Here is a 12,917-nt window from a genome sequence, read left to right as displayed (position 1 = left end):
AATTGCTCCACCAGCGCGCTCCTTCGTGCTGGCGCAATGCTCACGGATGACTAAAGTGTCGGCATTCTCTTTCAAGGAATTGCCCATGAATGTGGTTGAGCTGATGAGCCAGTGGTCGTTCGGCGCGGTTGAGTGGCTGGTGATCGGCCTCGGTATCGTCGTGGCCTATATCGTTTTCGGTATCGCCGGATTTGGTACGGCGCTGGTGGCAGGGCCCGTGCTGATTCTGTTCATGCCGTTGTCGAAGATCATCCCCCTGTTGGTCTTGTTGGATTTTGTCGCAGCCTTTGGTGGCCTGCTGCAAACACGTCGGGACGTGAGCAAACCGGAATTGCTGCGACTGCTGCCGTGCATGGCGATTGGTTGCACCTTGGGTGTGGTGTTTCTGCTCAACCTGCATTCGGACTTGCTGCTGTTGTTGATGGGCCTGTTTATCAGCGCGTACGCGGTCTACAGCCTGGCGGTGAAGGCGCGGCCCACGCAGTTGGCGGCGGGCTGGTCGATTCCCATGGGCACGGTCGGCGGCTTGTTTGGGGCGTTGTTCGGCAGCGGCGGCTTTTTATATGCGATCTACCTGAACAGCCGTTTGCCCAAGGACGCGGCGCGGGCCACGCAAAGCGCGTTGATCAGTTGCAGCACGGTGGTGCGCCTGAGCCTGTTCCTGATCGCCGGCGTGTATGCCGATTTGCCCTTGCTGATGTTGGCGGTGTGCCTGTTGCCGGCGATGGCCCTGGGGCTATGGTGCGGGCGCCGGTTGACGATGCGCATGTCCCGTGAGGCGTTTGTGCGGTTGGTGACGTGGTTGGTGCTGGCCAGTGGGATTGCGTTGATTGGGCGGTATTTGAGTACTTGACCTGGGTGGAGCAGGGATTAAGCTGCCAGCCTTCAGGGCGCCATCGGGGGCAAGCCCTAATGCCAGTCAGTTAAGCGTACACCGCCGTCTGTAGGAGCGAGCTTGCTCGCGAAAAACGTCAACGATAACGCGTGCTTTCTGAATGAACGCGGTGCCTGTGAGTTTTTCGCGAGCAAGCTCGCTCCTACAAAAAGCCTTAACTGACTGGTATTAGGGCTTGCCCCCGATAGCGTCAGCAGCCACACCGCAGGACTCCCATGAATTCCCAAAGCATCCTTGTCCCGAAAATCTCCACCTTGCCCGTCCACGAGCCCCGCGCGCGGGCAATCGTGCGCTGGCTGGTGCGCAAGAACATCATCAAGGAAGAACTGACCACCTGCGGCCGTACCGGCAATCGCATGGCCTACGCCCTCGCCGATGGCGCCCGCGCGGTGGTGCTGCACCCGCAGGCGCTGCCGTTCAACGAACCGGTCAATGGCCTGGAAATCATCTACAAACGCTGCATCTATACGCCGGCCAAGGGCTTTCTTGAAGAAGCCGGCTGCCCGGAGTGCCGCAAGGAAGTCGGTGAAGCCCTGTTCGACAGCCTGGAAGACTGGATGCCCGGCCACACCGACAACTTTACCTGCCCGCTGTGTGGGCACGAAGACGACATCAACGGCTTCCTGTTCCTGCAGGAATGCGGGTTTTCCAACCTGGGATTCATCTTCAACAATTGGGCAGAGGCGGGGTTCAAGCAAAGCTTTATCGACGAATTTGCTGATTGGCTGGACCAGAAGATCGCTTGGGTCAAGGTCGAGCTGTAGGTGATCGTTCCCACGCTCCGCGTGGAAATGCATCCTGTGACGCTCCGCGTCACCTCAACGGCCGGACGCAGAGCGTCCAAGGCGGCATTCCCACGCAGAGCGCGGGAACGATCAGGCGAAGCCAGATTTCTCCATCTATCACTATTCCCAAATATGTCAGAGTTTTACGTTGAGACCTGAGGGGTGTCTGAGTATAATGGCGCGCTTCCATTTTCCCGCTCGGGAGCCCCCGCGATGCTGCGTATCAGCCAAGAAGCTCTGACATTCGACGACATTCTCCTAGTGCCCGGTTATTCCGAGGTGCTTCCTAACGAAGTCAGTCTCAAGACCCGCCTAACCCGTGGCATCGAGCTGAATATTCCCCTGGTTTCCGCTGCCATGGACACCGTCACCGAAGCCCGTCTGGCCATCGCCATGGCTCAGGAAGGCGGCATCGGCATCATCCACAAGAACATGACCATCGAGCAGCAAGCTGCCGAAGTGCGCAAGGTCAAGCGTTACGAAGCCGGTGTGGTGAAAGACCCCATCACTATCGAAGCCGACGCCACCGTGCGTGACCTGTTCGAACTGACCCGCATGCACAACATCTCCGGCGTTCCGGTACTGCACGATGGCGACCTGGTCGGCATCGTTACGTCCCGTGACGTGCGTTTCGAGAACCGTCTTGAAGTCACCGTCCGTGAAGTGATGACGCCTAAAGAGCGTCTGGTCACGGTCAAGGAAGGCGCCGACAAGAACGACGTGCGTGAACTGCTGCACAAGCACCGCATCGAGCGCGTGCTGATCGTCGACGACAAATTCGCCCTCAAGGGCATGATGACCGTCAACGACATCGAAAAAGCCAAGGCTTACCCGCTGGCCAGCAAGGATGACCAAGGTCGTCTGCGCGTCGGCGCCGCCGTTGGTACCGGTAAAGACACCGGCGATCGCGTGTCGGCCCTGGTCGCTGCCGGCGTTGACGTGGTGGTGGTCGACACGGCTCACGGTCACTCCAAAGGCGTGATCGACCGCGTACGCTGGGTCAAGCAGAACTTCCCTGACGTGCAGGTGATCGGCGGCAACATCGCCACTGGCGCCGCCGCCAAGGCGCTGGCCGAAGCGGGTGCTGACGCGGTCAAGGTCGGTATCGGCCCTGGCTCGATCTGCACCACGCGTATCGTCGCTGGTGTCGGCGTGCCGCAAATCAGCGCCATCGCCAACGTCGCCGCGGCCCTTGAAGGCACCGGCGTGCCGTTGATCGCCGACGGCGGTATCCGTTTCTCCGGTGACCTGTCCAAGGCCATCGTTGCCGGTGCTTCCTGCGTGATGATGGGCTCGATGTTCGCCGGTACCGAAGAAGCGCCGGGCGAGATCGAACTGTTCCAGGGCCGGTCGTACAAGGCTTACCGTGGCATGGGGTCGCTGGGCGCCATGTCCCAGGCGCAAGGTTCGTCCGATCGCTACTTCCAGGATTCCTCGGCGGGCGCCGAGAAGCTCGTCCCGGAAGGTATCGAAGGCCGTGTGCCGTACAAAGGCACCCTGAGTGCGATCATCCACCAACTGATGGGCGGCCTGCGTTCCTCGATGGGCTACACCGGCAGCGCCGACATCGAAGAAATGCGCACCAAGCCAGAGTTCGTGCGGATCACCGGCGCCGGCATGGCTGAATCCCATGTCCACGACGTGCAGATCACCAAGGAAGCGCCAAACTACCGCGTAGGTTGAGGCTTCCAGCAAAACGTTAAGTAACCGGGGCTGTTCTTTCAGCCCCGAGTTGTTTCTGATTCATTAGACGAGACTGACTTCATGGCCCTCGACATTCACGCCCACCGCATCCTGATCCTCGACTTCGGTTCCCAGTACACCCAACTGATCGCCCGCCGCGTGCGTGAAATCGGCGTGTACTGCGAACTGCACCCGTTCGACATGGATGACGCAGCGATCCGCGAATTCGCACCCAAAGGCGTCATCCTCGCCGGTGGCCCCGAGTCCGTGCACGAAGCCAACAGCCCGCGCTGCCCGCAGGCGGTGTTCGACCTGGGCGTACCGGTCTTCGGCATTTGCTACGGCATGCAGACCATGGCCGAACAACTGGGCGGCAAGGTTGAAGGCTCCGAGCTGCGTGAATTCGGTTATGCGCGGGTCGACGTGGTCGGCAAGAGCCGCCTGTTGGACGGTATCGAAGACCACATCGACGCCGACGGCCTGTTCGGCCTCGACGTGTGGATGAGCCACGGTGACAAGGTCACCAAGATGCCGGAAGACTTCCACATCCTGGCCAGCACCCCGAGCTGCCCGATCGCCGGCATGTACAGCGATGAGCGTCGCTACTACGGCGTGCAGTTCCACCCTGAAGTGACCCACACCAAGCAAGGCGGGCGCATCCTGTCGCGCTTCATCCTCGACATCTGTGAGTGTGAAGCCCTGTGGACGCCGTCGAAAATCGCTGAAGACGCCATCGCCCAGGTGCGTGCCCAGGTCGGTACCGACAACGTGCTGCTCGGCCTGTCCGGCGGTGTTGACTCCTCCGTGGTTGCTGCACTGCTGCACAAAGCCATCGGCGACCAACTGACCTGCGTGTTCGTCGACAACGGCCTGCTGCGCTTGCACGAAGGCGAGCAAGTGATGGCCATGTTCGCCGAGAACATGGGCGTCAAGGTGATCCGCGCCAACGCCGAGGAGCAGTTCCTCAACAACCTGGCCGGCGAGTCCGACCCGGAGAAGAAGCGCAAGATCATCGGTCGCACCTTCATCGACGTCTTCGATGCCCAGGCCAAGCACCTGGACAACATCAAGTACCTCGCCCAAGGCACCATCTACCCCGACGTCATCGAGTCGGCCGGCGCCAAGAGCGGCAAGGCCCACGTGATCAAGTCCCACCACAACGTCGGCGGCCTGCCTGAGGAAATGAACCTCAAGCTGGTAGAACCGCTGCGCGAACTGTTCAAGGACGAAGTCCGCCGTCTGGGCCTGGAACTCGGCCTGCCGTACGACATGGTCTATCGCCACCCATTCCCAGGCCCGGGCCTGGGCGTGCGCATCCTCGGTGAAGTGAAGAAGGAATACGCCGACCTGCTGCGTCGCGCCGACCACATCTTCATCGAAGAACTGCGCAAGGCCGACTGGTACCACAAGGTCAGCCAGGCCTTCGTGGTGTTCCAGCCGGTCAAATCCGTAGGCGTTGTAGGCGATGGCCGTCGTTACGCATGGGTCGTGGCCCTGCGTGCGGTGGAAACCATCGACTTCATGACCGCCCGTTGGGCACACCTGCCGTACGAACTGCTGGAAACCGTCAGCGGCCGTATCATCAACGAAATCGAAGGCATTTCACGCGTGACGTACGACGTGTCGAGCAAGCCGCCGGCGACGATTGAGTGGGAATGATCCCGCGTCCGGCATTGCCCGGCACGATCTAGCAAGAAATGCCCTGAAGCCCGCGTAATTGCGGGCTTTTGGCTTTTTTGGTCTGGCAAATTCTGGCAGCTTTGTGCATCGCCAAGCACCGTGTTTGTATGGCATGGTACGGGGCATTGACTGAGCCAAATGCCATGTTCGGTGCTCGATACCATGTCGCCCTAGTAGGGAAGGGCATGGTATCAAATCTCATCATCAGCCCGGTTTCATTGGGGTTTATCGTGGTGCATGAGTGCTTTTCTGAGCATGGTATTTTTTTCCATGGAATCCGTAACTGCCATGCTGACCGATACCAAGCTGCGTAACCTCAAACCGCAAGAAAAACTCTACAAGGTGAACGACCGCGACGGGCTGTACGTGGCGGTCACCGCTGCCGGTTCCATCTCATTTCGTTACAACTACTCAATCAATGGCCGTCAGGAAACCATCACGTTCGGTCGTTATGGCGTGGGTGGCATCACACTTGCGGAAGCCAGAGAGCGCCTGGGCGAGGCTAAAAAGATGGTTTCGGCGGGTAAGTCACCTGCCAAAGAGAAAGCCCGTGCCAAGGCACGCACCAAAGGGGCAGAGACGTTTGATGCGTGGGCTGAGAAATGGCTGCGTGGGTATCAGATGGCTGACTCGACGCGTGACATGCGCCGATCGGTTTACGAGCGCGAGCTAAAGCCGCACTTCGGTAATCAGAAACTGGTGGAAATCAATCATGAGGATTTGCGAACGCTGACTGATGCAATCGTGGAGCGAGGAGCTCCAGCTACGGCCGTGCACTCCCGCGAGATTGTGATGCAGGTGTTCCGATGGGCGATAGAGCGTGGCCAGAAGGTTGAGAATCCGGCTGATCTGGTGCGTCCTGCAAGCATCGCTAAATTCGAGCCACGTGATCGCGCTCTAGGGCCTGACGAAATCGCGTTGATGTATCAGTACCTGGACCGCATCGGCACCGCCTCATCCGTTAGGGTCGCCGCTAAGCTGCTGTTGCTGACCATGGTTCGTAAAAGTGAATTGACCAACGCTACCTGGAACGAAATCAATTTCAGCGAAGCCCTGTGGACCATTCCGAAAGAGCGGATGAAGCGGCGCAATGCTCATTTGGTGTTCTTATCACAGCAGGCGCTGGATTTCTTCATTGCTCTGAAGACGTTTGCCGGTGGTTCGGATTACGTCTTTCCCTCTCGGTACGATTCCGATTTGCCAATGAGCACCGCGACGATCAATCAGGTGCTGACGCTAACCTACCGGCTTGCGCAGAAAGAAGGGCAGCCGTTGAGCAAGTTCGGACCGCATGATTTGAGACGCACAGCGAGCACGCTGCTGCATGAGGCGGGTTACAACTCAGACTGGATTGAGAAGTGCCTTGCGCACGAGCAGAAGGGCGTACGGGCCGTTTACAACAAGGCTGAATACCGCGATCAGCGTCGGGCGATGCTGCAGGATTGGGCGGATATGATTGATGAATGGACGCGCAAGAGAACGCGTTCAGAGAGTTGATTTCGTTTTTCGTGATTGGATTGAGCGGGATCTGATCTATTTTTCTCTATCAAAAAACCACATTCGTGGTTTTTTTTTGTCCGGAAACTACCCGTTTGTGGGACACGTTTTTTTTGAGGTTTTTGACGGAAAAAACTCCTGAAAGAACAACGACATCGCGTTGTCTCTTTTGTCCGGAATTATACGTTTGTCGGACAGTAAGGTGCTGATTTTGAAGGGAATAAATCCATAAATATGAGTGGAATGCTCTGGAAATATGGGGCAATAATCGAACCTCAAATGCGACAAAACGAGGAGTTCGGTGTGGAAAAAGAATCGAGGAAGTCGAGCAAAGTGCTCATCAGCAAAAAGCAATTGCTGGCAATGATCCCCTTGTGTGAGCGGACGATTTATAACTTCGAAAAGCAGGGGAAATTCCCTCGTCGTATTGCCGTTAGCAGCCGGAAGGTCGTTTGGGATTTGGAAGAGGTCGAGACATGGATTGATACGTGCAGGCAATCCGGCCCGGCCACGCGTCCCGGAATGGGAGCTTGAGTTGTGGCGATTGACTTACGGGCAGCATTCGAGAACGAACCGCCCACACTGGACTTCATATGGCCCGGCTTCCTCGCCGGCACAGTGGGAGCATTGGTAGCTCCCGGAGCTACAGGGAAAAGCTTCTGGGCGTTGGAAGCGGCGATGGCTATCGCATGCAGCGTTGCCGGCGGTGATCTGGTAGGGCTTGCCCCCTCATGCGCTGGCCGAGTCGTCTATTTCGCTGGAGAAGACCCGGAAGTCGCATTGGTGCGCCGCATCCATGCCATAGGCCAGCACTTAAATCAGCAGGCACGCGAGGCCATCGCGAAGAACCTCGTTCTTGAGTCGATCATGGGTAAACGACTGAACGTCATGGATGATCGGCATCTTGCCCGTATAACAGAGTTTTGCGAAGGTGCCCGGTTGATAGTGCTGGATACCCTAAGCCGAATTCACGACCGAGACGAGAACAGCAACGGCGACATGTCACGGCTAGTCGCCACGCTTGAGCACGTCGCGACCAATACTGGGGCATCAGTCTTGTACCTGCACCATGTCAGCAAGGGCAGTGCCCGCGAGGGGCAAACCGATCAGCAACAGGCAGCACGAGGCGCATCCGCTCTAATCGACAACGCCCGCTGGTGCGGCTTTGTCGCAAAGATGACGGAGGAGCAGGCCAAAATTCTCAGCGACCGCGCCTATGATCGCCAGCCCATCGGTAACGACCGAAGAGGTTTCTTTGTTCGTTTCGGTGTTAGCAAGCAGAACTACGATGCCACTCCGCTCGAACAATGGTACAAGCGCCACGATGGCGGCGTGCTTGTACCGGTGGTATTGGAGGCGGTTAAGAAAGAACGCGTCCTGCACATCGTAAGTGGGAGTGACGATGAGCGGTGGTAACGTCGTGACCCCCACCAGTACTAGCGCACTGGCCCGAGTGATGCTTTATCAGCCTAGCCAGCGCCCGCAGCATCGCGCAGGCGATTGGGCCGATACATCATTTGGGCGTTGCCGCGTGGTAGGCAGACTAGGCCAGAGACACGCCGACGTTATGGATGCGATTTTATATTGCTCAGAACGTAAGCGCGTAGTCGACGATGGCGGCATTGAGCTTTTGGTAGACCCTGCCCGCTTGCGGAAAACGCTGTCAGAAAGTCGCTACAGTCTCTCCCAGCTTGAAAAGCTATTGGCGGAGCTACGAGTTGCAACCATAACCATCGAAACACCCCAATTCGATTTTCCGATTATAGGTGGGCTGATTGACCACGTAGTTCCTTCGGAAAAGACGCGACCTAATCCCCTGACGGGGGGGAGCGGCGTCTGTGGAAGGTGCGGCTCGGCGTTGCTCTTGTAATGCTACTTCAGCACGATTTACATCTCTACTACGACCCCGCGCAAATTGCGCGTCTAGAACACGGCATCAGCCAAGCTGTAGCTCGGCACGTTTTGAGCCATAAAGTAGAGCCAACAGGCGGATGGTATCTCGACACGCTTATTGTGGCCGTCGCCGGTAGGGTGCTCAGCAAGGCAATCCGCGATGCACGATTCAGACTAAGGGAAGAAGCGGACAAATTGAATGAACTAGGGCTGATTATCGACGGCGCTAGGGTAAGGAAAAAAGGCCCTGGTAACGCTTAAAGCGTCGCACACCCGCCCGAAAGCGTCGCACACCCGCCCGAAAGCGTCGCACATCCGCCCGATAGCGTCCCACACTCGCCCGAAACGTCGCACACCCGCCCGGAGTTAGCAGGATATTCAGGATATTCAGTCCTGCGCGGCAAAGACCGCGCCTAGGCGCGGTCCGGCCTTGCCGGTCGGCCTACGGCCGTTGAGCACCAAAAGGAAGGGCAGATGCGAAATTGCACTCCACTTGACCAGGCGTTTGCATTCGATTAGACCACCGATTGCATCGGATTTGACCAGCACGCTTAGTAAACATGATCGGTAGAGAGCTGCCCATTGCTGCCGCTGGCGACAGGCAGTCATCGAGCGATTGTGTTGAAAAGGTCGGCTTCGGTTTCCACGGTAGAAAAGTTCGCGCTCGAGATTGAAATCTGTGTTTTCGGCAGAAGGTTCACGCCTCGGATTTCATGTAGCAGCACGCAAAACAGGTGTTTTTACCTATCAGTATCCGAGCGTTTTGGACAAACCGACTTTTTCAACACAATCGGCCATTAGCGGACACTAAGGCCGTACGTGAAACCTGAGACGACTCATACAACGCCTTAGATCAGCCAAAGCAGAGAGTTTCTAGCGCCCTAGATTAAACCCGTTGACTTGGCGGTATTGATTTCGACCCATGCAGCAAAGGCTTCAATGAATTTTTTCAAGAACTGAGTAGTTCCGTCGTCATTCAAATTTCCGCCTGGCCCCAGTAGCCTTGTCGCCCCACCGATATACGCTTCCGGCTGCTGCAAAAGTGGCATGTCCAGAAATACCATAGACTGACGTAAATGATGGTTAGCACCGAAGCCGCCGCTGGCACCGGGCGATACGCTTACGATAGCTGCAGGTTTGCCTGCCCACACAGACTCGCCGTAAGGGCGAGAACCAATATCAATGGCGTTCTTCAATACACCAGGAACTGACCTGTTGTATTCGGGAGTGAAAAACAGTACTCCATCTTTCGACGCCATATTTTGGCGAAAACGAGTCCAGGCTTCAGGGGCACTCTTACCGTTTTCTTCCAAGTCTTGGTTAAACAGATTCAGTTCATTGATCTCGACTATTTCTAATAAAAGGCTCGGTGGCGCAAGCGCGATTACTTCTTGAGCAAATAGGCGGTTCAACGACTCTTTGCGCAGGCTGCCGACAATGACGGCAATCTTTTTAGGCGACATGATGGGACCTTGATTTAAGTGGCTTTAAAGGGGGTAATCAATTTGAAAAGAACAAAAAAACGGACGTCGAACGGTGGCCGAACGATGAGGACTGCCCCACCGCCTGGTCATGCGGGTCTGCCCTATACTTTGGCGGCGCCGTTGACAACCAGGTGATGACCGGAAATCCAAGCTGCATCGTCACTTGCCAGGAAAAGCACGGCGCCTTCGACATCGGAGACAGAGCCCAAGCGCGCAAATGGCGACAACTGTGCCAATGCCTGATAGTCATTTTCCTGAAGGTTAGCGATGACACCGGCGTCACGTAGCGGCCCCGGTACCACACCGTTCACCGTGACGTTACGCTTGCCCATTTCCTGCGCGAGACATTCAACGTAAAGCCGGCCGGCGGCTTTGCTTCCGGCATACGCGGTGAAGCCTGCGTTCGGTACGATCGTCGTAGTGGACGAAATCACGATGATGCGTCCACCATCGGTAACATGGCGCGCACTTTCGCGAAGCGTATAGAAGGTGCCAAACACATTGGTTTTGGTGACAGCCTCGAACATCGCGTTATCGATTTCCGTGATCGGTGTGTCGATAAGCTCCCGCCCAGCATTGGCCACGACAATATCGATGCGCCCAAATCGAGCCAGCACTGCTGCGAATATGGCTTTGACAGCGTCCGGGTCGCTGATGTCTCCCCCGATGGCCATTGCTTGAGCGCCCTCAGCAACGAGCGCCTCGACATTTCGGTCGGCTGCGGCAGCGTCAGTGTTGTACGTCAACGCAACGGAAGCCCCCTCTCTGGCAAAACGACGTGCCAGTGATAATCCGAGCCCGCGCGATGCGCCGGTAATCAGTACAACTTTGTTGGTCATTCGCATGATCAGATTCCGTTGATGCTGCGTTCTGTAGAGGTTGCGTTGCCCTGCCACTGGACAAGTTCCTGCTCGACTTTGGCCATTTTTGCACGCATTCCGCCCATCGCATCGGCACCCAAGGCCGCGTGTACGGGTGGATGATCCGACTCCATCAGGTTGATAATCGCCAACGCCCCTTTTCCTGGAACATTCGGCTGCTTACCTTGCAGACCACCTATAGCTACACGGAACTTACCGACGGGTGTGCCTTCATAGTCATCGATTTTTTGCTCGACGTAAGCCAGTGAGCGACCCGCAAATTGGGTCTCGAATACACCGATGGTCAACACAGTCGTGGCGATGTTAAAGGGTGCAAGTTCACCTGCCAGTGCTTCCCCCAGGATGTCAGTAGCGCCCTTCGCGGCCGAGTACACGCCCATGCCCGGGTAGCCAATGAAGCCACCGATTGCAGAGAATTGAATGATGTGCCCGCTGCGCTGCTTGCGCATCGCAGGGGTTACAGCGCGAATGATGTTCAGGCCGCCAAAGAAATTCAGATCGAATACACGCCGCGCTTCTCGATCCGTCATTTCTTCAACTGCACCCACTGTGCCAGCACCCGCACAGTTGGCGACAATGTCGATACGGCCAAAGTGATCCAGCACCTGGGCCACACCCGTTTTGACCGCCACATCGTCTGTCACGTCTACCAAAACGCCCATGCCCTGCGCAGCATGTTTACCGTTATAGAAATCCACTTCTTCTTGCTTGCGAAAGGTGGCTGCGACTAGCGCACCTTTTTCCAGCAGTTGATGCACTAACTCGCGCCCCAATCCCGATGAGGCACCAGTAACGAGGACGACTTTGCCATTTATTGATTTCATTCTCTGCTCCGGGGTTTGGCTATTCACCGGATGTTAGGTATTGGGCCTCCCCCCAACAAGCCGGTTTGTCCAGATTCAACTTCCCGCTCATTGGACGCTCATTCCCAGCGAAACATTGCCAAATAACCACATAGTTCTAGACGGTACCCTTGGAAATCTTCAAGATTAAAAATTGCCTTCCTATGATTGGGCCATACGTGAATCGGCTGGACCTGAACGATCTGTTTATTTTTGTCAATGTGGTCGATCGCGGTGGGTTTACTGCCGCAGTTGCAAGTACCGGTATGCCCAAGTCAACGCTTAGCCACCGCATGCAACAATTGGAGGGCGAATTAGGTGTGCGTTTGCTCAGCCGAACGTCGCGTCGCTTCGGTATGACCGAGGCAGGAGAAGAGTTCTACCAGCACGCGCTGGCCGCGCTGCGAGAAGCGGAGATGGCAGAAATGTCAGTGCGTCAGCGGTTGTTGGAACCCGTCGGGACCATCCGGTGTACCGCTGGAGTCGCGACCATGAATTTCGCCATGGCGGGCATGATCGCTGACTTCCTTCGTGTCTATCCCAAGATCAATATGGTCGCTCATGCGGCCGATCGAACCATCGATATTGTTGGCGAAAATTACGACGTCGCCATCCGGGCGCATGAGGCTCCATTGCCGGACTCCGATCTTGTCCAGCGCATGCTCGGGGTCGCTCCCTGGTTTCTGTTCGCCGGATCAAGCTATCTGGCCGAACATGGCGCACCGGCCACGCCAGCGGAGCTAAGCAGCCACGCCTCGATTTTCTTTGCGCGAGCTAATGCCCCCATGAACTGGCGGTTGCGCCATGTCACTCTATCGATCGAAGAAATTGCTGTGCCCATCATGCCGCGGCTGCAAAGCGAAGACATGCTCAGCCTGCAACATGCAGCTATCAGCGGGCTTGGGATTGTGGCCCTGCCGAGTTACATCGCGCGGGCGGCCGTTGCGCGTGGTGAGCTTCATCGAGTTCTGCCCGAATGGATAGCTGGCGATGCCAGGATCACTGCACTGGTACCTTCCCGCAAAGGATTGCTGCCGTCAGTACGTGTTTTCTTGGATCACTTGGCTTCGGAGTTTCCCAAGATCCTCTAGCTGTAAAGCCATCCTTAATACGCTGGGCAAATCGTTGCAGCGGCTTCTCCATGAATACAGCACATTTTTTTACCGAATACAGCAACTACGGCGGCACTACCGAGCGGGTAGGCGCCGAAGATAGGGGGAGCTCTCGACGTCCATACCACCGGACACAGATTCCAGAAACCCCGTCTTGCTGGGTCA

General features: G+C 56.8%; 11 protein-coding genes. 8 read left to right on the top strand and 3 right to left on the bottom strand.

Annotated elements, in window-relative coordinates:
- Window positions 1–85 precede the first annotated feature (85 nt).
- The 7 genes from C4J93_RS21670 (at window position 86) to C4J93_RS21640 (ending at window position 7,956) form a co-directional block, all read left to right on the top strand.
- Window positions 86–853 carry a sulfite exporter TauE/SafE family protein gene (locus C4J93_RS21670; RefSeq protein ID WP_124371758.1) on the top strand — a complete coding sequence of 256 codons (768 nt, stop codon included), beginning with the start codon at window positions 86–88 and terminating at the stop codon, window positions 851–853.
- A 257-nt stretch (window positions 854–1,110) separates the two neighbouring features.
- A complete protein-coding gene (locus C4J93_RS21665) occupies window positions 1,111–1,659 on the top strand; it encodes a sugar ABC transporter ATPase (RefSeq protein WP_124364282.1) in 549 nt (182 codons plus the stop codon).
- A 234-nt stretch (window positions 1,660–1,893) separates the two neighbouring features.
- On the top strand, window positions 1,894–3,363 hold the full coding sequence (gene guaB / locus C4J93_RS21660; protein WP_014719807.1) for an IMP dehydrogenase: 1,470 nt from the start codon (window positions 1,894–1,896) through the stop codon (window positions 3,361–3,363).
- 81 nt (window positions 3,364–3,444) lie between these two features.
- Window positions 3,445–5,022 (top strand): glutamine-hydrolyzing GMP synthase, encoded by a 1,578-nt coding sequence (gene guaA / locus C4J93_RS21655; protein ID WP_124430424.1) that lies wholly within the window; start codon window positions 3,445–3,447, stop codon window positions 5,020–5,022.
- A gap of 309 nt (window positions 5,023–5,331) precedes the next feature.
- The gene (locus C4J93_RS21650) at window positions 5,332–6,540 is read left to right on the top strand and encodes a site-specific integrase (RefSeq protein WP_124430919.1); all 1,209 of its coding nucleotides are present in this window, start codon (window positions 5,332–5,334) and stop codon (window positions 6,538–6,540) included.
- A gap of 303 nt (window positions 6,541–6,843) precedes the next feature.
- Window positions 6,844–7,074 (top strand): AlpA family transcriptional regulator, encoded by a 231-nt coding sequence (locus tag C4J93_RS21645; RefSeq protein ID WP_024777066.1) that lies wholly within the window; start codon window positions 6,844–6,846, stop codon window positions 7,072–7,074.
- 3 nt (window positions 7,075–7,077) lie between these two features.
- Entirely contained in the window at window positions 7,078–7,956 is an 879-nt protein-coding gene (locus C4J93_RS21640; protein WP_124408095.1) for a helicase RepA family protein, read from the top strand.
- A 1,358-nt stretch (window positions 7,957–9,314) separates the two neighbouring features.
- Here the strand turns inward: C4J93_RS21640 and C4J93_RS21625 are convergent.
- From C4J93_RS21625 to C4J93_RS21615, 3 genes are all read right to left on the bottom strand, one after another.
- The gene (locus C4J93_RS21625) at window positions 9,315–9,896 is read right to left on the bottom strand and encodes an NADPH-dependent FMN reductase (protein ID WP_124430423.1); all 582 of its coding nucleotides are present in this window, start codon (window positions 9,894–9,896) and stop codon (window positions 9,315–9,317) included.
- Between the two features lie 122 nt (window positions 9,897–10,018).
- Window positions 10,019–10,762, bottom strand: coding sequence for an SDR family NAD(P)-dependent oxidoreductase (locus C4J93_RS21620; RefSeq protein ID WP_124367217.1), 744 nt, complete (start codon window positions 10,760–10,762; stop codon window positions 10,019–10,021).
- 2 nt (window positions 10,763–10,764) lie between these two features.
- Complete coding sequence (locus C4J93_RS21615) at window positions 10,765–11,622, bottom strand: SDR family NAD(P)-dependent oxidoreductase (RefSeq protein ID WP_124367216.1); 858 nt, start codon at window positions 11,620–11,622, stop codon at window positions 10,765–10,767.
- Between the two features lie 149 nt (window positions 11,623–11,771).
- Here C4J93_RS21615 and C4J93_RS21610 point away from each other — a divergent pair, with 149 nt between their 5' ends.
- On the top strand, window positions 11,772–12,731 hold the full coding sequence (locus tag C4J93_RS21610; RefSeq protein WP_256657781.1) for a LysR substrate-binding domain-containing protein: 960 nt from the start codon (window positions 11,772–11,774) through the stop codon (window positions 12,729–12,731).
- Window positions 12,732–12,917: the final 186 nt, after the last annotated feature.

Source organism: Pseudomonas sp. R2-37-08W (assembly GCF_003851705.1).
In the GTDB taxonomy this organism is placed as follows: Bacteria; Pseudomonadota; Gammaproteobacteria; order Pseudomonadales; family Pseudomonadaceae; genus Aquipseudomonas.
Note: the sequence above shows the minus strand (reverse complement) of the source record. Positions and strands in the feature narration are given on the sequence as shown.

Coding starts and splice junctions, on each gene's coding strand:
- C4J93_RS21670 (WP_124371758.1), top strand. CDS start 86: ATGAATGTGGTTGAGCTGATGAGCCAGTGGTCGTTCGGCGCGGTTGAG.
- C4J93_RS21665 (WP_124364282.1), top strand. CDS start 1,111: ATGAATTCCCAAAGCATCCTTGTCCCGAAAATCTCCACCTTGCCCGTC.
- guaB (WP_014719807.1), top strand. CDS start 1,894: ATGCTGCGTATCAGCCAAGAAGCTCTGACATTCGACGACATTCTCCTA.
- guaA (WP_124430424.1), top strand. CDS start 3,445: ATGGCCCTCGACATTCACGCCCACCGCATCCTGATCCTCGACTTCGGT.
- C4J93_RS21650 (WP_124430919.1), top strand. CDS start 5,332: ATGCTGACCGATACCAAGCTGCGTAACCTCAAACCGCAAGAAAAACTC.
- C4J93_RS21625 (WP_124430423.1), bottom strand. CDS start 9,896: ATGTCGCCTAAAAAGATTGCCGTCATTGTCGGCAGCCTGCGCAAAGAG.
- C4J93_RS21620 (WP_124367217.1), bottom strand. CDS start 10,762: ATGCGAATGACCAACAAAGTTGTACTGATTACCGGCGCATCGCGCGGG.
- C4J93_RS21615 (WP_124367216.1), bottom strand. CDS start 11,622: ATGAAATCAATAAATGGCAAAGTCGTCCTCGTTACTGGTGCCTCATCG.